Source organism: Bradyrhizobium sp. CCBAU 45384, assembly GCF_028128665.1.
GTDB classification, from domain to species: Bacteria; Pseudomonadota; Alphaproteobacteria; order Rhizobiales; family Xanthobacteraceae; genus Bradyrhizobium; species Bradyrhizobium manausense.
Genome location: NZ_LBIZ01000099.1, coordinates 1 through 18,729 on the forward strand (window position 1 = coordinate 1; position 18,729 = coordinate 18,729).

The window sequence follows — 18,729 nt, forward strand, 5'->3', positions numbered from 1 at the left end:
GTCTGCAAGCCAAGCCGCCCATCAGCCGCCTCGGCCTGCCGATGGACGACCTGTTGAAATTCCACAGCTAACCCACCCTACGAAGTGTCGCCGGAGAGCCCTCACCGCATCGGCGGCGCATACTGCACGCCGCCGGCATTCCACAGCTGGTTCATGCCGCGCGGGATCTTCAACTGCGACTTCTCGCCGATGTTGCGCTCGTACATTTCGCCGTAATTGCCGACATGGCGGATGATGCGCACGGCCCAGTCCTTGGTCAGGCCAAGCTGCTCGCCATAATTGCCTTCGGTGCCGACGAGGCGCATCACCTCAGGCTTCTTCGACTTCAGCGCTTCGTCGATGTTCTGCGAGGTGACGCCGAGCTCCTCGGCGTTGATCATCGCGTAGAGCGTCCACTTCACGATCATCATCCAGTCGTCGTCGCGCTGGCGCACGACGGGGGCGAGCGGCTCCTTGGAGATCATGTCGGGCAGGATCATGTGATCGCCGGGCTTGGACAGGTTCAGCCGGAGCGCATAGAGCTGGGAGACGTCGGCGGTGAGCGTGTCGCACTTGCCGGTATCGTAGGCCTTCACCACATCTTCCAGCTTGTCGAACTTCACCAGCTCATACTTCATGTTGTTGGCTTTGAAGTAGTCGGCGAGGTTGAGCAGCGTGGTGGTGCCGGATTGCACGCAGACCTTGCTGTCGGCGAGGTCGAGCGAGGTCTCCTTGTTGCGGGAGCGCGGCACCATGAAGCCTTCGCCGTCGTAATAGGCGACGGCCGGGAAATACAGATCATATTCGAGCTCGCGCGACATGCTCCAGGTCGAGTTGCGCGAGAGGATGTCGACCTTGCGGCTCTGCAATTCCTTGAAGCGCTCGCTGGCATCGAGCGGGATGAACTTCGCCTTGCTCGGATCGTCGAAGATCGCCGCCGCGACGGCACGGCAGAAATCGACGTCAAAACCGGTCCAGTTGCCCTTGTCGTCGGGAATCGAGAAGCCCGGCAGGCCCTTGTTGACGCCGCACAGCACCTCGCCGCGGCGCACGGTGCGCTTCAGGGTGCGGGTGTCGTAGAATTCGTAGGTGATGGCCAAGGCGGCGACCAGCACGGCGACCGCGAGCCCGATCAGCAGGCCGCCTCGAAATGTGCGCATCATGTTGCTCTCTCGAAAAAATCGGGACAAGGAAATTTGGAAGAGGCGGGAAGCATGATTCCAAGGAAACTCCAAGGGATCATGCTCGAAGGACGGGCTTAGAGTTCGGGCTTCTGCCGGATGACCACCTTGGTCCCGACAGGAACGCGATCATAGAGATCGGCGACGTCGTTGTTGACCAGGCGGAAGCAGCCCGAGGACACCTTGGTGCCGATCGTGTCAGGCCGGTTGGTGCCGTGGATGCGGTAGACCGTGGTGCCCAGATACATGGCGCGGGCCCCCAGCGGATTGCCGGGGCCGCCGGCCATGAAGCGCGGCAGATAAGGCTGGCGCTGGATCATCTCCGGCGGCGGCGTCCAGTCCGGCCACTCCTTCTTGTTGGTGATCTGCACCAGGCCCTGCCACTGGAAGCCGTCACGACCGACGCCGATGCCGTAGCGGATCGCGCGCCCGCCCGGCTGGATCAGATAAAGGTGCCGCTCGGCGGTCGAGATGATGATGGTGCCCGGCGCTTCGGTGGTGCGATAGTACACGACCTGCTTCTGCCATTCCGGATCGAGCTCGTAGCTGTCGTCGGCGATCAGGCCGGGCTCGTCGCCGCGATCAGGCTGCTGGGCGAAAGCCTGCGGTGCGGACAGGATCAGGCCCATCGCAGCCAGCAATGTCCCGGTCAGGCGACGAAAATCCGTCATTTCAAGCTCTCCCCGCTGCCACAGCGCAAATCGTCAGGTTGCATCTGAACTCAGGGGCAGCTTCGTGGCAAGTTCAAGGCGCGCCCGATTCGTATGTCACGAGAATGCTTTGGTTTTTTGACGTGGATCAACACCATGAACAGGGTGGGTTGGCGCGAAAAGCAGTGGCAGAGGTTGCCTCTTTGGGCGGGGAGGCCGAATTTGCATCCACAGTTGCCGTCATGCCCGGGCTTGTCCCGGGCATCCACGTTCTTGGTGCCGCGGGTCAAGACGTGGATGGCCGGGACGAGCCCGGCCATGACGATGCGGCAACAGCGCCCTAAATCCGATTAGCCTCCGCCCCGATCCCGAGCCGCCGCACGATCTCCGCGCCCACGGCGCGCGCCTCGTTGCGCGAGCCGATGCGGGGGCTGCGAAAGCGTCGCCCGGAGTGCAGGCGGATCACCACGATGCAGTGCTCATCCTCGGACCGGCCGCGGCGTTCGACCGTGATCGCCTTGACGTCGTGCCCTTCGATATGGTCCGCGCGCGGCTCGCCGTTGCCCCAGAGGCGTTCGACGCGGATGTCGCCCTCGCGGACAATCCAGAAGGCGCCCGTGACGAGATTGGCAAATCTGGTGACCGCGAACGCCGCGACCACGCCAAGCGGCAGCAGCATGAAGTCGGTCCAATTTGGCGGCAAACCCCGCCAGAGCTTGTAGGCGTAGGGCGCGGCACTCACCGCGACGGCGATCACGGCCGCGATTCGGATGTCTCTTTGGGAAAACGGCTCGACGGGTTCGCCAAGCCGCATTTCGGGATTGCTGGCATCGAGCGGGTTGAGGGGCGCCTCGACATCGGGGACGTCGAACTGCGCCGCAATCCGCGCCACGGTGTCATGAACATGGGTGACGTCGGACAGCGGCGGGGAGGTCAGGCGCTCGCCCGAGGCCAGCGTGAAGGCCAGTTGAAATCGGGCCTTGGCGGTCTTGCTGCCGGGAACCTGAAGCCCAGTGATCTCGTCTTTCGCGACGACCCTGGTCTGGAGCTTCCCGAACGGACGCTGCCGTCCGATCAGGATCTCGTCAGGGGTGATGATCCACACCACCGCCGGCGTCAGCATGACGACACCGACAAACGCGGTGCCCGCCAGCAGCGCGACCACGGAGATGATCACCTCAAGGGCATCGTGGGTGAACAGCCCCGGCGTGAAGCACAGCGCAACAGCCGCCGCCGAGCCGGCCACGACCAGCCGCTGCGCGATCGAGGCGCCTTCGCGAAGGCGGATGTCGTTGCTGGTGGTCGCGTCGTTCATTGCGGCGGCTGATTGCGTCGCGCGCGAAACTCCACGGACCGGTCCGTGGAGTCAAGCAGCAACGCAAGGCCGCCCTATCCGACTCAGCTGCTGGCGTTCAGCAGCTTTGCCACGGTTCGGTCGATCTCGTCGTAGCGTCCTTCGCCTTCATGCTGGAACACGATCTTGCCGCTCTGGTCGATGATGTATTGCGCCGGCCAATATTGGTTGCTGTAGGCGTTCCAGGTCTTGGAGTCATTGTCCTGCGCCACCGGATAGGTGATGCCGTGACGCTTCAGCGCCGCCTGCAGGTTGGACGCCGATCGCTCGAACGGGAATTCCGGCGTATGCACGCCGACCACGACGAGACCCTGGTCCTTGTACTTGGCATAGAGCTCGGTGACGTGCGGCAGCGTGTTGACGCAGTTGACGCAGCCATAGGTCCAGAAGTCGACCAGAACGACCTTGCCGCGGAGATCGGCGACATGAAGCGGCTTGGAATTGAACCAGTTGCTGATGCCGGTGAAATCAGGCGCGCTCACCGCCTGGCTTGCGGCGGCGACCTTGACCGGCGCTGCTTGTATGGCCTCGTCGCAAATGCCGGGGATGACGGCGCCGGTCACGGTGAAGCCGATCAGGGCGGCGGAGACGGCGAGCAGCTTGAAAGTCATGGTCATGTTCTCCGTTAAGAGGTGAGGGATCACAGGCCGATCTGGCCGGTGGGATAGAAGCCGGTGAGCCACGCCACGATCAGCGTGTCGTATTGGAAGTAGGCGGCGAGCGCGAAGGCGATCACGACCACGCCAAAGCCCTGCTGCATCAGCGGCGAGATGCGCGACAGGTTGCGCACGCGCGTGGTCGCGGCCTGTCCGCCATAGGCGATCGCAAGCATCGGGATCGCAGCGCCGATCGCATAGGCAACCAGCAGCGTGCCGGCCCAGGCCAGATTCCTTGACGTCGCAACCAGCGTCAGGATCGAGCCGAGCACCGGGCCGGCGCAGGGCGTCCAGACCAGTCCGAGCGTGGTGCCGAGCAGGAGCCCGCCAAGCGCACCCTCGCGCGGCGCGCCGCCGGCGGCGCCAAGATTGAGCCAGCCATTGAGCCGGATCGACAGCCATTCGAACGGCGCCGGCCACAGCATCAAGAGGCCAAAGCCGAGCAGCAGGATCGCCGCCGCCTCGCGCAGCAGATTCGGATCGAAATCGAACAGTCTTGTCAGCGCGCCGAGCAGCAGCGCGACCGCGGAGAACGAGACGACGAAGCCAAGCGCGATCATCGCGGGCCGCGCACGCGAGGAATGCCCGATCGAGGCGCCAAGCAGGATCGGCAGCATCGGCAGCGTGCAGGGAGCGGCGATGGTCAGGATGCCGGCGAGGACAGCGAACAGAAGCTCAAGCATGGGGCACTCGTGAAGGAGGTCACGAGGGCAGTTCGCGATGGAGATGCCGGTCGTTACGCGCCGTCACGCGGTCGTGACGGGGCGGCCGCTCCCCACCCACCCCAAAATATAAAACGACCCGGAGGGGGGCATCCCGTCCGGGTCGTTTTAGGTCTTGGGAGGGTTTAACGAAACCGTATGGGAGCTTTATAGGGACGAAGTTTTTCCGCCTGATGTTGTGCTTTGTTTCATTTGTTTCGTCGGCGGTAACGCTTTCGTGTCCTGGGACGGGGCCGGAAATCCGCCCCTATCCCATTGAAATCGCTTGGCTTAGGCCGCGAAACGGTCGACGCCGCAAGTCTTAAGCAAATCGGCCAGTTGCTTGCGGGCGTAGAACATCCGCGTCTTCACCGTGCTCTGCGGGATGCCGATGATCTGTCCGACCTCCTCCACCGACTTCTCATGGTAGTAGACGAGGTTGATGATCTCGCGATGCGCCGGCGACAGCTTCTGGACGCAGGCGCGCAGGATGGCGCTGGTGTCGCTGCGGTCGAGCGAGGTCTCGGGCGTGTCGCAATCGTCGGGGATCTGGCGCACGTCCTCCTGGTCGATGTCCTCGAAGCGGCGCTGGCGCATCGCGGTCAGCGCCTTGAAGCGGGCGATCGAGAGCAGCCAGGTCGAGACCTGCGAGCGGCCCTGAAATTGGCCGGCGGTCCGCCACACGTCCAGGAACACCTGGCTGACCAGATCTTCGGCCGTGGTCGCGTCACGCACCATGCGCAGGATGAAGCGGTACACCCGCACGTTGTGACGGCAATAGAGGATGTGCATGGACGTCCGGTTGCCGTCGGCAATGCTTTCGAGAAGCATGTCGTCCGAGGTCGCCTGGGCAGCGATGATGCTCTGGCTGGCTTGGGCGTTGATGGCGATGACGTTCGGCATTGACTTGGCTCCCCGGTGCGCCGCAACCGAGCGGCGTTTCCTTGAGCCAAAGTGTTAATCAGCCATCGTTTCGGGACGTCTGCACGAAAAGGGGAAAATGGTTTCGTGCGCCGCTAAATTGTTTCGTCGTTCAAGTCGCGACGAAACATCGGGACCAAAAAAGCGTGGAATTTCAAGGCTTGGAAAATACGGTGCTGCGGAATTGGACTGGGAGGAACGAATTTCCGGGGCTTGCGTTACGTCGCGCCGCACCCATTGCCGTCGTCACGACGCAGGTCCGGCTCCAGACACAGTGCCGTAGGGTGGGCAAAGGCGCCCTTCTGCGCCGTGCCCACGTTCTTTCCAAGATTCGTGAGAGATGGTGGGCACGGCGCGTTGCGCCTTTGCCCACCCTACGGCAACTCGTGGTGTGCCTAGGCCTTCTCGCCCTGCGGCGAGAACAAATAGCCGCCGCCGCGGATGGTGCGGATCACGGCGGGCTTGGTCGGGTCGGGCTCGATCTTGCGGCGGATGCGCATGATGCGCAGGTCCACGGCGCGGTCGAAGGCTTCGGCATCGCGCGCGTTGGCAAGCTCCAGCAGCCGCTCGCGCGATAGCACGCGCTTCGGATTGGCCGCGAACACTTTCAAAAGCCCGAACTCGGACGCGGTCAGCGGATGCTCATTGCCCTCGTCGTCGCGCAGCGCCTGGGCTTCGAGGTCGAGCCATTTTGTCCCAAAGCGTACCAGCTGATCCTTGTCGGATTTCGCCGGCGCCGCATCGCTGCCGGCTGATTTCGCCGGCGTGCTCCGCCGCAGCACCGAGCGGATCCGCGCCATCAGCTCGCGCAGCTCGCAGGGCTTTGCGACGTAATCGTCGGCGCCGAGCTCGAGGCCGACGACGCGGTCGATCGGGCTCGCGGTCGCCGTGAGCATGATGACGGGCACGTTGCTGCGGCTCTTGAGGTCGCGGATGATCGAGAGGCCGTCCTCCTCGGGCATGTTGAGGTCGAGCACGACGAGGTCGGGCATGCTGCCGTCGATCGCGGCGCGCAAGCTCTTGCCGCCGTCGCACAGCGTCACGGTGAAGCCGTGCATCTTGAGGTAATCGCCGACCATCTCGCGGGCCGGGGCCTCGTCGTCGACGATCATGATGTGCGGGCTTTGTGTCATGTCACGCTCGAATCACGGCATCTCGGTCGCGGGTAGGGTGATGGTGAAGGTCGAGCCCTTGCCCGGGCCGTCGCTGTCGGCGGTTACCTCGCCGCCATGCATGTCGATAATACGCTTGACGATGGACAACCCAAGCCCCGTCGAGCTCTCACCTGCCGTCGGTTTTGCGGAGAGCCGCTGGAACCGGCCGAACAGGCGGCCGAGGTCCTCCGGCGACAGGCCGGCGCCCTCGTCGCTGACGCGGATGATGGTGTCGTTGCCCTCATGGCTGACCGCGACGGTGATCTTGCCCGCAAACGGCGAGTATTTGATGGCGTTGCTGATCAGATTGTCGATCGCCTCGCGGATGCGGTCGGTGTCGCACATGGTGACGATGTTGGTGGGCGCGCTGACGCTGATCGACTGCTGCTTGTTGACGGCGAGGGGCTGGTTGGCCTCGGCGACCTCCTTCACCAGCGCGGCGACGTCGACCGGCTCGCGGCGGATGGTGATGTCGAAGGCATCCGCCATCGCATCCGAGATCAGATGGTCGACCATCGTGGTCAGGCGCTTGGTGGCGTCTCTGATATGGTCGACCTGGGAGACCACGCCTGATGCCGAGGCGCCGGTCGAGATCAGCTCCTTCAGCATCTCGGTGCGGCCGAGGATGACGCCGAGCGGGTTCTTCAGATCGTGCGCGACGGTGCCCAGGATCTCGTTCTTGAAGCCGTTGGCGCGCTGCAGCCGCAGCCATTGTGCCGACAGCCGGCGGTTGGCCTGCATCAAGGCGCGGGTGCGCTGGGCGACGCGGTCCTCCAGCTGGGTGTTGGCGTCCTGGAGCTGCTGATAGAGGATGACGTTGTCGAACGCGATCGAGAGCCGGCTCGAGAAGATCTCGACCAGCGAGCGGTCGGTCTCGGACAGATCGCGCTCGGACTGCAGCAGCACCACGACCTCGCGGCCGCTTCCGGTGCGCAAATAGATCACGCTGCGATGGTCGGCGAATTCGTTCTTGCGGCGCTGGAACGCGTCCTCCACCAGCTGGCGCAAATCAGGGTCGAGCGCCTTCGACGAGGTCGTGCCGATGAAGCGGCTGTAGCAGCCGCTGCCGGCCAGCACCGAGAGCTCGGCATCGACGCCGCCATTGTCGCGCAGCACCAATATGCCGGCGCAGTCGACATTGAGCAGCGAGGCGAGCTGGGTCAGCACGCCCTCGGCGAGCCGCTGCATCGACTTGAAGTCGTACAGGGTCGAGGCCGCATCGATGATGATCTCGAGCCCGCGCCGCGTCTGCACCATGCGCTCGAGCTGCTGGTAGGAGCGCAGCGCCGCGGTCAGCGAGGTGAACAGCTTGTCGGCAGTGAGCTCGGTCTTGGCCTTGTAGTCGTTGATGTCGTACTGCACGATCACGCGCCGCTCCGGCGCCTGGCCCGGCTGTCCGGTGCGCAGGATGATGCGCACGGTCTCGTTCTTGAGCACGTTGCGGATGTATTCGACCAGCTCGAGGCCGGCGACGTCGGTCTCCATGATGACGTCGAGCAGCACCGCGGCGATGTCGCTGTGCGCGGCCATCAGCTTGCGGCCTTCCGCCGCGGAATGGGCGGAGAGGATCTCCAGTCCCTGGCCGTTCAGGCTGTAATCCGAGAGCGCAAAACGGGTGCCGTCATGCACGGCCGGATCGTCGTCGATGACGGCGATCTTCCATTTCCGGGCGTCCGTGTCCTCCGACGCGGTACCGGTATCGTCGATCAGGTGGAGGACATCGTCCTGTTCGGCCATTGAGAAGTCCCGTCACTTTCTGTGCTTTGCGCCCCGCCCTTGGCGATGCGCGGCATGATAATCCGAAAAGTAGTGCCTTGTCCCAGCTTGGATTCCAGCATCATCCGCCCGCCGAGCTGCTGGGTGACAAGGTTATAGACGATATGCAAGCCCAGGCCCGTGCCACCTTCGTTGCGTCTTGTGGTAAAGAATGGGTCAAAGGCCTGGCGCTGCACGTCCGGGGTCATGCCGGCCCCGTCATCGGCGAAGATGATCTCGATATCCTCGGTGCCGCGCGGCCGGGCCGAGATCGCGATGGTGCCGGCGCGGCCGTCGGCAAAGGCGTGGTTGGCGGCGTTGAGGAACAGGTTGGTCAGGATCTGGCCATAGGAGCCGGGATAGCCGTCGAGCAAGAGCCCCTCGGGCACGTCGACCTGCAGCGTGATCGGCGAGCGCTTCAGCACGGGCCGCAGGCTCGCGATGATCTGGTCGGTGGCTTCGCTCAGCGAGAACTGCCGCCGCTCGGCATGGGAGCGGTCGACCGCGACCTGCTTGAACGACTGGATCAGCTCGCCGGCGCGGGCGAGGTTGGCGACCAGCTGCTGGGATGCATCGCGAGAGGACTGCACGAATTCATCCAGCTGCGAGCGGCGCAGGCCGCCGTCGCCCTTCAGCTGGGCCTCGAAAATCTCGGTGCGCCGCGCAAAGCTCGAGGCCACCGTCAGGCTGATGCCGATCGGGTTGTTGACCTCGTGCGCGACGCCGGCGACGAGGCCGCCGAGGGCCGCGAGCCGTTCGGCGTCGATCAAATTCTGCTGCGCGGCGTTGAGCTCGAGCAGCGCGCTTTCGGCCTTTTCCTTGGACGCGCGCAGCTCGTCCTCGGTCTGGCGCTTGGCGATCGCGTTCTCGCGGAACACCTCCACCGCGCGCGCCATGGCGCCGACCTCGTCGCGGGCCTTGGTGCCCTGCACCTCGCGGCCGAGATCGCCGAGCGTGATCGCGCGCATCGCGGTCATGATCTGCTGCAGCGGCAGCCGGATCGACAGCGCGATCAGCACGCCGGCGGAGAGGATGATGCCGAGGAAGATCACCGCGATGGAGAGCACGCGACGTGAAATGTCCGCCAGCGTGCGGTCGAACGTCTCCTGCGCCCTCTGCTCGCGCTGGCGCATCTTGGTCGAGAGATTGTCGATGGCGCCGATCGCCTCGGCCTGGCTGGCGTCGATGGTGTTGCGCAAGAGCTCGTTGCGGCTCGTCAATTGCTCCGAGAGTTTTGCAAAGCCCTCGCGCAGCGCCATGGTGCGGGTCGCGAGCTTTTGCAGCGCCATCTTCTGCAAATCATTGTCGGCGAGATCGATCATGACGGGAATCGTCTTCTCGATCGTCTCGGTGTGGCGGCGCGCGTCGTCGGCGGCCGCGACCGACTGCGACAGATAGTAGGAATTGGCCGCGACCAGCATCGCGGTGAAGGCCTCGCGCGACTTGCCGAGCGAGGGCCAGATCAGCGCGTCGCGATGGCCGGTAGCGCCCTCGATGATGGAGTAGAGGCCCGCCATGTCCTTGGCGGGGCCCTGCACCTGTTCCTCATAGGTCCTGGCGATGGTCGCCTGCACGCTGCGCAGCTCGCCGAAGCCGTTGAGGAAGCGGTCGGTGGTGCGCTCCAGCTCCTCGACCGAGCCTGACAGCATCGGGTCCTTGGCGGCGCGGTCGGTCAGCGTGCCCAGCACGGCCTCGCGCAGCAGCAGGATCTCGGCGAACAGGTCCGGGCTCGGCTGGTTGATGTAGCGGTGGATCAGGTTCTGCAGCCGCCCGGTCTCGCTCTCGAGCAGGGCCAGGATGCGGTCGGATTCCCGCACCTGCCGCACGTCGTCCCAGGCCGAGCTCAGCACCTGCGCGCCGTTCCAGATCATCGCCACCAGCACGATCACCACGGCGGAGTTCAGCGCCGCGATCGACAGGATGCGCCAGCGGATCGGCACTGCCCGCAGCACGCCGACGAGGCGCGCGCGCAGCCGCCCGATCGGGCCGGGCGGCCGCTCTGCACTCTCGCTGGTGCCGGGCACGATCAAACAGCGTCACTCCACCTTGCGAATGCGTTCGATCAGCGCCGCCGCCGCGGGATCCTGCGCGGCCTTGGCGTAGATCGGCGCCATCGCATCCTCGAACGGCTTGCGGTCGATGGTCTTGATCACGGTGATGCCGGCGGCGTCCGCCTTGCGCTGCGACTGCTCCTCGAGGTCGCGCCATTTCTCGCGCATGTACAGGCTCGAACGGGCGGCGGCTTCCCTGAAGATGGTCTGGTCCTCAGCCGACAGGCTCTGCCAGGCCTTGAGCGAGATCACCAGCACCTCCGGGCTCATCGTGTGCTCGGTGAGGGTGTAGTAGGCGGCATGCTTGTAATGGTCTGTGGTCACGAAGGAGGGCCAGTTGTTTTCGGCGCCGTCGATCAGATGGGTCGAGAGCCCCGTGAGCACCTGCCCGTAGGGCAGCTCGACCGGCTCGCCGCCGAGCGCGCGGATCATCTGGCTCATCAACTCCGATTGCTGCACCCGGATCCGCAATCCCTTGAGGTCGGCAAGGCTCCTGACCGGACGGACGTTGTTGTAGATCGAGCGGGCCCCGGAATCGTAGAAGGCGAGCCCGACAAAGCCGTAGGGCTCGAAGCTGCCGAGGATCTCCTTGCCGATCGGCCCGTCCAGCACCTTCTGCATGTGCTCGATGGACCGGAACAGGAACGGCATGGCCAGCACGTTCATCGCCGGAACGAAATTGCCGATCAGGGCCACATTGGTCCGGTTGAGGTCGATCGCGCCGGCGCGGGTCTGCGCGATCGTCTCCTTCTCCTCGCCGAGCTGGCGGGAGTGAAACACCTTGATCTGGTGCCGGCCGCCGGTGCGCTCAGAGATCAGCGCGCCCATGTAGCGCAGCGCCTGGACGGTCGGATAATCCTCGGTCTGGGTGTCGGCGGCGCGGAATTCACGCGCAGCGGCGCTCGTCGCGCAAATGGCGAGCAGTAGCGCGACGAAAATCACCCCGGCCCGTGAGCGTTCGGCACGGTTTAACACTGGCACACTCAACCCCTCGGTGATGGAGTCTATGGCGGGACCAAAAGGTTCAACGCAATCTAGCAGATGGTAAAGGGAAGGCCATCCCGCCGCCGGGGGCAGGCAATCGCATGTGGTGCGCACGATGCTGCGGCATCGGCAGTGGGCTCCCTCCCCCGTGTGCGGGGGAGGGTCGGGGAGAGGGTGTCTCCGCGTTGGGACAATCCAAAGAGCCCTCACCCGCCACGCTCGGGACATGCTTCGCATCGCCCCGGGGCGTGCATAGCCGAGGCTACGCCTCGGCGTCCTTTAAGGACGGCCGCCGAAGTCGGCCTATGCTCTCCCGCAAGCGGGAGAGGCGAAGCAAGAGGCCGATTGTGCGCCGCCGTACGTCGTCATTCCCGGTTGAAACCGCTTCTCGCGCGCCTTAAGCAGGGTGTGGCCGCCTTTTGCCGCGTCATACGGGAAGAGCCATCGTGACTTCAGCATTGCGCCTTTTGCAGGTCGCCGCCGCCACCTTGGCCCTCGCCTTGAGCTGCGAGGCGCGTGCCGCTACCGACATCGCGTTGTGGCACGCCATGTCGGGCGAGCTCGGCAAGCAGCTCGAGAAGCTCACCTCCGACTTCAACGCCTCGCAGTCGGATTACCGCGTCGTGCCTGCGTACAAGGGCAATTACACCGAGACGGTGACGGCCGCGATCTTCGCCTTCCGCTCGCGCAGCCAGCCTGCGATCGTCCAGGTCAACGAGGTCGCCACCGCGACCATGACCGCCGCCAAGGGCGCGATCTATCCGGTCTACAGCATGATGCGCGACATGGGCGAGCCGTTCTCGCTGAACGACTACCTTCCGGCGGTCTCCGGCTATTACACCGATGCGTCAGGCAATCTGCTGTCCTTCCCGTTCAACTCGTCGACGCCGATCCTCTACTACAACAAGACCATGTTTCGCGACGCCGGCCTCGACCCGGAGACGCCGCCGAAGACCTGGCCCGAGCTTGGTCAGGCGGCCAGGCGCCTGCGCGAGCGCGGCGCCGTGTGCGGCTTCACCACGTCGTGGCCGTCCTGGATCCACATCGAGAATTTTTCGGCGTTTCACAATCTGCCGGTGGCCACGCGCGCGAACGGCTTTGCTGGTCTTGATGCGGAATTGACCATCAACAATCCGGCCGTGATCAAGCACGTCGCCCAGCTCGCCGAATGGCAGAAGACAAAACTGTTCGACTATAGCGGCCGCGGGCAGGCTGCCGAGCCGCGTTTCCAGAACGGCGAATGCGGCATCTTTATCGGCTCGTCGGCGACGCGCGCCGACATCAAGGCCTTCTCGAAATTCGAGATCGGCTACGGCATGATGCCGCATTGGCCCGATGTTGCGGGCGCGCCGCAGAATTCCATCATCGGCGGCGCCACGCTGTGGGTGCTGCGCGACCGGCCGCGCCAGGAATACAAGGGCGTGGCGCGGTTCTTCGCCTATCTGTCGCAGCCCGGCGTGCAGGCCGCCTGGCACCAGAACACCGGCTACCTGCCGATCACCCGCGCCGCCTATGAGCTGACGCGCGCGCAGGGCTTCTATGAGCGCAATCCGGGCTCGGCAATCTCGTTCGAGCAGATCACCCTGCATCCGCCGACGGAGAATTCCAAGGGCATCAGGCTCGGCTCCTTCAACCTGATCCGCGGCACCATCGAGGAAGAGCTCGAGCAGGCCTTTGCCGGCCAGAAGAGCGCGCAAGCCGCGCTCGATGTCGCCGTCGAGCGCGGCAACAAGCTGCTGCGCCAGTTCGAGCGTGCGAGCCCGGAGCAGTAATGGATCTTGCGATCAGCACTCGCAAGCCGCCACAACGGCGCTGCGCTCCCTCCCCCGCTTGCGGGGGAGGGTCGGGGAGAGGGTGTCTCCGCAACGGGGTAATCCCCAACAGGAAAGAACCCTCACCCGACGCTTCGCGTCGACCTCTCCCGCAAGCGGGAGAGGTGCACCGTCTGCCGGGTTTGCGGCGATGACCACCGTGTCACTGCCTCACTTCACTGACGCGCAGTCCTTCCGCAGCTTTCGCTCCGATCCGCCGCAATGGCTGCCGATCGCGCTCGACATCGCGCGGAGCCACGGCGTCGACGTCGCCTCGCCGCATGTGTTCTCGACCGGCACCAATCTCGTCGTCGGCATCGGTGACAGGCTGATCCTGAAAATCTTCCCGCCGCTGCTGCGCGCGCAATTCATCTCCGAGCGCGGTTCGTTGATGCAGCTTGCCGGCCGCCTTCATCTGCCGATCCCCGCGATCGTCGCGGAGGGGGTGCGCGACGGTTGGCCCTATCTGATCATCACGCGGCTATCAGGCACGCTCGGCTCGGAGATCTGGCCGCAGCTGCCGGAAGCGCAGAAGGAGCGGGTGCTGCGCCAGGTCGGCGAGACCATCGCCGCCGTGCAGCGCGCGCCGCTCGGCCCGCTCGCTGAGCTTGAGCCGCGCTGGGATGCGTTCATGCGCGCGCAGATGCAGGGCTGTCGTACGAGGCACACGCGGCTCGGCCTCGCGCCGAAATTCCTTGAAGGTCTCGACGATCTCCTGCGCGATGCGGCGACGCTGATCCCGATGGACGCGCCGCCGGTGATCCTGATCGGCGAATACATTCCGGAAAACGTCCTGCTCGCCTGCCGCGACGGCGACTGGTCGCTCGCCGGCCTGTTCGATTTCGGCGACGTGCGCGCCGGCTTTCGCGATTACGACCTGCTCGGCCCCAGCGCCTTCATGGCGGCGGGCGGGCCGGGCAGGGTGCGCAGCCTGCTCGAAGGCTTCGGTTACGCGAAGCCTGATTTCGCGCTCAAGCGCCGCCTGATGGCCTTGATGCTGCTGCACCACGCCAGCGACCTCAACAGCCACATCTGCATTGAGGGTTGGCAGGACAAGGCGAGCGATCTGATCGAACTGCAGGAGCTGATCTGGGCGGAGTGATCGCTTCCACTGAACGCCTCGCCCGTGATTCGGGGGCGCCGCAGCCTGTCCGCCGAAGCTCGAAGAGCGAAGGCGGAAGCGGCGAGCTCCCGCGTGTTCTGCGGCCCGATGGATTCCGGGCTCGATGCTGCGCATCGCCCCGGAGTGACAGGAGTTGCCTATTCGGTGCGCTGGCTCCGAACTTTGCCTATTAGATAGGCAAATATCTTTCTTTGCATGCAATTATGGAACCTGGGCTTCGAAGTTTGGTTCGCCACAACCGATAATACATAATCGATATCAACGCCTTAGCCTTGATTTAACCTGCCGCTAACCCTTGGCACGAACCTTGCGAATCCAGTTCCAACCAGAAAACTTCTGCGTTGGAGCACCCGCCATGAAGCGCCGCGATTTCCTCAAATCCGTTTCCGGATTGGCCGCTGGCGCGGCGCTTCCGGCCGTGCCGCAGGTCATCTCATCGGCCTATGCCGATGCCCGCTCCGAGACACTGCTGATCGTGTCGGAAGGCGGTCCCAACAATCTCGACATTCACGGCGTCGGCACCAACGTGCCCGGCTACGAAGTGTCGTGGAATTGCTACGACCGCCTGATCAGCCATGAGATGAAAGCCGGCCCCGGCGGGGTGCCCTATTACGACCGCGACAAGTTCAAGGGCGAGCTCGCCGAAGAGTTCAAGATCGACGACATGTCGGTCACCTTCAAGCTGAAGAAGAACGCCAAATTCCATGACGGCACGCCGGTGACGGCGAAAGACGTGAAATGGTCGCTCGACCGCGCCGTCAGCGTCGGCGGCTTCCCGACGTTCCAGATGAGCGCGGGCTCTCTCACCAAGCCGGAGCAGTTCGTCGTGATCGACGACTACACCGTGCGGGTCGACTTCCTGAAGAAGGACAGGCTGACCGTTCCCGATCTCGCCGTCATCGTGCCCTGCATCGTCAACTCCGAGCTGGTGAAGAAGAACGCCAGCGAGAAGGACCCCTGGGGGCTCGAGTTCACCAAGCAGCAGACCGCGGGCTCCGGCGCCTACAAGGTGACGAAATGGACCGCCGGCACCGAGGTGATCATGGAGCGCAACGAGGATTGGGTCGGCGGTCCCTTGCCGAAGATCAAGCGCGTGATCTGGCGCATGGTGCCGCAGGCCGGCAACCGCCGCGCGCTCCTGGAGCGCGGTGACGCCGACATCTCCTACGAGCTGCCGTTCAAGGACTTCCAGGAGATGAAGGCGAACGGCAAGCTCAACGTGGTGTCGCTGCCGTTCTCCAACGGCATCCAGTATATCGGAATGAACGTCACCAAGCCGCCGTTCGATAACGTCAAGGTGCGGCAGGCCATCGCCTATGCGCTGCCATATCAGAAGATCATGGACGCCGTGCTGTTCGGCCTCGGCAATCCCATGTTCGGCGCGCCCGCGGACAAGGCCACCGAGGTCGCATGGCCGCAGCCGCACAAGTACAATACCGACATGGAGAAGGCGAAGGCGCTGCTGGCTGAAGCCGGCTATGCCAACGGTTTCGAGACCACGATCTCGTTCGACCTCAACTTCGCCGGCGTCAACGAGCCGCTCTGCGTGCTGGTGCAGGAGAGCCTCGCCCAGCTCGGCATCAAGACCATCATCAACAAGGTGCCCGGCGCCAACTGGCGCACCGAGTTGAACAAGAAGGAGATGCCGCTCTTCACCAACGTGTTCTCGGGCTGGCTCGATTACCCCGAATACTTCTTCTACTGGTGCTATCACGGCAACAATTCCGTCTTCAACACCATGAGCTACAAGTCGGCGGAGATGGACAAGCTGATCGACGGGGCGCGCACGTCGGCTGCGACCGGGGACAAGGCGGCCTACGACACCGACGTGAAGGGCTTTGTCGATCTGGCCTTCGCCGACGTCCCGCGCATCCCGCTGTACCAGCCCTTCGTCAACGTCGCGATGCAGAAGAACATCTCGGGCTATCAGTACTGGTTCCACCGCAGGCTGGATTACCGCGCGCTGGCGAAGGGGTGAGGGGACATGCTGATCGTCGGTGACCCATCGGCATCGGCGCTGGGCTCCCTCTCCCGCTTGCGGGAGAGGGTTGGGGAGAGGGTATCTCCGCGTCGGGATTGTCGGGAAGTGCGGAGGATGTCCCTCCGTGACGAGAGCCCTCACCCGCCGCGCGCGGGACGATGCTCCGCATCGCCCGGGCGCGCGTCGGCCTCTCCCGCAAGCGGGAGAGGCAAGGCAAGCACGAGGAGCACCGCATGCTCACCATGATCGGCAAGCGCCTGATGTTTGCGATTCCCTCGCTTATCGGCGTCGTCATCGTCACTTTCCTGCTGACGCGCGCGCTGCCCGGTGATCCCGCCGCGTATTTCGCCGGCCCCGCCGCCACCAAGGAAGCCGTCGAGCAGATCCGCAAGAAGCTCGGTCTCGACAGGCCGCTGATCGAGCAGTTCCTCCGCTACACCAACGATCTCGCCCATGGCGATTTCGGCAATTCGCTGACGACAGGCCAGCCGGTCGCGACCGAGATCCGCAACCGCCTGCCGGCCTCGGCCGAGCTGACATTGCTCGGCCTGATCGTCTCCATCGTCATCGCCATCCCGCTCGGCGTGCTGGCGGCAACGCGGCCGGGCTCCTGGATCGACCATCTCTGTCGCATCACGACGACGGCAGGCGTTTCGCTCCCCGTGTTCTTCACGGGCTTGGTGCTGGTCTATCTCTTCTACTTTCAGCTCGGCTGGTCGCCCGCGCCGCTCGGCCGGCTCGACGTGTTCTACAGCGCGCCGCCCACGGTCACCGGCTTCTATCTCATCGACACCCTCATCGCGCGCGACTTCGAAGCATTCCGCTCGGCGCTGAGCCAGCTCGTCCTGCCCGCGACGACGCTCGCGATCTTCTCGCTGGCGCCGATCGCGCGCATGACGCGCGCCTCGATGCTGGCGGTGCTCGCCTCTGAGTTTGTCCGCACCGCGCGCGCCAGCGGCCTGTCGCCGACGACCGTGATCGTCACTTACGCCTTCCGCAACGCCATGCTGCCCGTCATCACCACGCTCAGCATGGTGTTCTCGTTCCTGCTGGGCGCCAACGTGCTGGTGGAAAAAGTCTTCGCCTGGCCAGGCATCGGCTCCTATGCGGTGGAAGCCTTGATCTCGTCGGACTTCGCGCCGGTGCAGGGTTTTGTCCTCACCATGGCGGTGATGTACGTGCTGCTCAATCTCGTGATCGACATCTTGTACGGCGTGATCGATCCGCGCGTGCGGTTGGAGGGCTAGCCATGATCGCATTCGATGCGGGTCACGCGAACGGTGCGCTCCCTTCCCCCGCTTGCGGGGGAGGGTTGGGGAGAGGGTTTCTCCTCTGTCGAGAACCCCCAAGAGGAGAGAGCCCTCACCCGCGCCTTTCGGCGCGACCTCTCCCGCAAGCGGGAGAGGTGAAGCCAATTTCCAGCTCGCTACCCAAGCACCAGGAGTGAAACAATGAGCTCCGTTGCGCCTGCCGTTGAACCGGTCGGCCCCGCCCGCACCTCCGGGCTTACCGCCATCCTCGAACAGACCCGCTACGTGCTGAGCGAGAACAAGGTCACGGGCTTTGCTTTCGCGCTGCTGATCCTGATCCTCGCCGCCGCGATCTTCGGCCCCTATGTGGTGCCGTATGATCCGCTCGCTTCCGACACCGCCGCGGCGCTGAAACCGCCTTCAGCCGCGCACTGGTTCGGCACCGATCAACTCGGCCGCGACATCTTCAGCCGCGTCGTGGTGGCGACGCGGCTCGATACCTTCATCGCGGTCGCCTCCGTCGTGCTGGTGTTTTTGATGGGCGGCCTCGCCGGTATCGCCGCGGGTTATTTCGGCGGCTGGACCGACCGCATCGTCGGCCGCATCGCCGACACCATCATGGCCTTTCCGCTGTTCGTGCTGGCGATGGGCATCGTCGCCGCGCTCGGCAACACCGTGCAGAACATCATCCTCGCCACCGCCATCGTGAACTTCCCGCTCTATGCACGCGTCGCGCGCGCCGAAGCCAATGTCCGCCGCAATGCCGGCTTCGTGCAGGCGGCGCGGCTGTCCGGCAACGGCGAATTCCGCATCCTGCTGGTGCACATCCTGCCCAACATCATGCCGATCATGATCGTGCAGATGTCGCTGACCATGGGCTACGCCATTCTGAATGCCGCGGGCCTCTCCTTCATCGGCCTCGGCGTCCGCCCGCCGACGGCGGAATGGGGCATCATGGTCGCCGAGGGCGCGGGCTTCATGGTGTCGGGCGAATGGTGGATCGCGCTGTTCCCCGGCCTCGCTTTGATGATCGCCGTGTTCTGCTTCAACCTCCTTGGCGACGGCCTGCGCGATATCGTCGACCCCCAGCGGAGGACGTGATGGTCTGGCAGAAATTCTCCAACGATTTCAGTGGAGCTTCTACTGTGCATGGGGTTGTTTTCGCGCGTCTGAGCGAC

Annotated in this window: 15 protein-coding genes; 5 read left to right on the plus strand and 10 right to left on the minus strand. The window is 64.5% G+C overall.

Annotated elements, in window-relative coordinates; genetic code table 11:
* Positions 1 to 101 precede the first annotated feature (101 nt).
* From XH80_RS11030 to XH80_RS11075, 10 genes are all read right to left on the minus strand, one after another.
* Positions 102 to 1,139, minus strand: a complete 1,038-nt coding sequence (locus XH80_RS11030) for an amino acid ABC transporter substrate-binding protein (protein ID WP_271598722.1) — start codon at positions 1,137 to 1,139, stop codon at positions 102 to 104.
* Positions 1,140 to 1,237: 98 nt separating this feature from the next.
* Positions 1,238 to 1,831 carry a L,D-transpeptidase gene (locus XH80_RS11035; RefSeq protein WP_057747129.1) on the minus strand — a complete coding sequence of 198 codons (594 nt, stop codon included), beginning with the start codon at positions 1,829 to 1,831 and terminating at the stop codon, positions 1,238 to 1,240.
* Between the two features lie 319 nt (positions 1,832 to 2,150).
* Positions 2,151 to 3,125 (minus strand): hypothetical protein, encoded by a 975-nt coding sequence (locus XH80_RS11040; protein WP_271598625.1) that lies wholly within the window; start codon positions 3,123 to 3,125, stop codon positions 2,151 to 2,153.
* A gap of 83 nt (positions 3,126 to 3,208) precedes the next feature.
* Positions 3,209 to 3,775 (minus strand): thioredoxin family protein, encoded by a 567-nt coding sequence (locus tag XH80_RS11045; protein ID WP_057747190.1) that lies wholly within the window; start codon positions 3,773 to 3,775, stop codon positions 3,209 to 3,211.
* A 29-nt stretch (positions 3,776 to 3,804) separates the two neighbouring features.
* The gene (locus XH80_RS11050; RefSeq protein WP_271598626.1) at positions 3,805 to 4,503 is read right to left on the minus strand and encodes a cytochrome c biogenesis CcdA family protein; all 699 of its coding nucleotides are present in this window, start codon (positions 4,501 to 4,503) and stop codon (positions 3,805 to 3,807) included.
* A 309-nt stretch (positions 4,504 to 4,812) separates the two neighbouring features.
* Positions 4,813 to 5,424 (minus strand): sigma-70 family RNA polymerase sigma factor, encoded by a 612-nt coding sequence (locus XH80_RS11055; RefSeq protein ID WP_057747123.1) that lies wholly within the window; start codon positions 5,422 to 5,424, stop codon positions 4,813 to 4,815.
* A gap of 413 nt (positions 5,425 to 5,837) precedes the next feature.
* Positions 5,838 to 6,575, minus strand: coding sequence for a response regulator (locus XH80_RS11060; RefSeq protein WP_057747121.1), 738 nt, complete (start codon positions 6,573 to 6,575; stop codon positions 5,838 to 5,840).
* A 12-nt stretch (positions 6,576 to 6,587) separates the two neighbouring features.
* Positions 6,588 to 8,333, minus strand: a complete 1,746-nt coding sequence (locus XH80_RS11065) for an ATP-binding response regulator (protein WP_220004055.1) — start codon at positions 8,331 to 8,333, stop codon at positions 6,588 to 6,590.
* Complete coding sequence (locus XH80_RS11070; RefSeq protein ID WP_271598723.1) at positions 8,303 to 10,333, minus strand: sensor histidine kinase; 2,031 nt, start codon at positions 10,331 to 10,333, stop codon at positions 8,303 to 8,305. Before XH80_RS11070 ends, XH80_RS11065 begins: the two co-directional genes overlap by 31 nt.
* Positions 10,334 to 10,387: 54 nt before the next feature.
* Complete coding sequence (locus XH80_RS11075) at positions 10,388 to 11,383, minus strand: TRAP transporter substrate-binding protein (protein ID WP_271598627.1); 996 nt, start codon at positions 11,381 to 11,383, stop codon at positions 10,388 to 10,390.
* 449 nt (positions 11,384 to 11,832) lie between these two features.
* Here XH80_RS11075 and ugpB point away from each other — a divergent pair, with 449 nt between their 5' ends.
* From ugpB to XH80_RS11100, 5 genes are all read left to right on the plus strand, one after another.
* Positions 11,833 to 13,158 carry a sn-glycerol-3-phosphate ABC transporter substrate-binding protein UgpB gene (gene ugpB, locus XH80_RS11080; protein ID WP_271598628.1) on the plus strand — a complete coding sequence of 442 codons (1,326 nt, stop codon included), beginning with the start codon at positions 11,833 to 11,835 and terminating at the stop codon, positions 13,156 to 13,158.
* A 190-nt stretch (positions 13,159 to 13,348) separates the two neighbouring features.
* Positions 13,349 to 14,299, plus strand: a complete 951-nt coding sequence (locus XH80_RS11085; RefSeq protein WP_271598629.1) for an aminoglycoside phosphotransferase family protein — start codon at positions 13,349 to 13,351, stop codon at positions 14,297 to 14,299.
* Between the two features lie 376 nt (positions 14,300 to 14,675).
* On the plus strand, positions 14,676 to 16,298 hold the full coding sequence (locus tag XH80_RS11090; protein WP_271598630.1) for an ABC transporter substrate-binding protein: 1,623 nt from the start codon (positions 14,676 to 14,678) through the stop codon (positions 16,296 to 16,298).
* Positions 16,299 to 16,534: 236 nt separating this feature from the next.
* Complete coding sequence (locus XH80_RS11095; protein WP_271598724.1) at positions 16,535 to 17,548, plus strand: ABC transporter permease; 1,014 nt, start codon at positions 16,535 to 16,537, stop codon at positions 17,546 to 17,548.
* A 204-nt stretch (positions 17,549 to 17,752) separates the two neighbouring features.
* Positions 17,753 to 18,652: an ABC transporter permease gene (locus tag XH80_RS11100; RefSeq protein ID WP_188108389.1), complete on the plus strand. Its 900-nt coding sequence runs from the start codon at positions 17,753 to 17,755 to the stop codon at positions 18,650 to 18,652.
* The last annotated feature ends 77 nt before the right edge of the window (positions 18,653 to 18,729 follow it).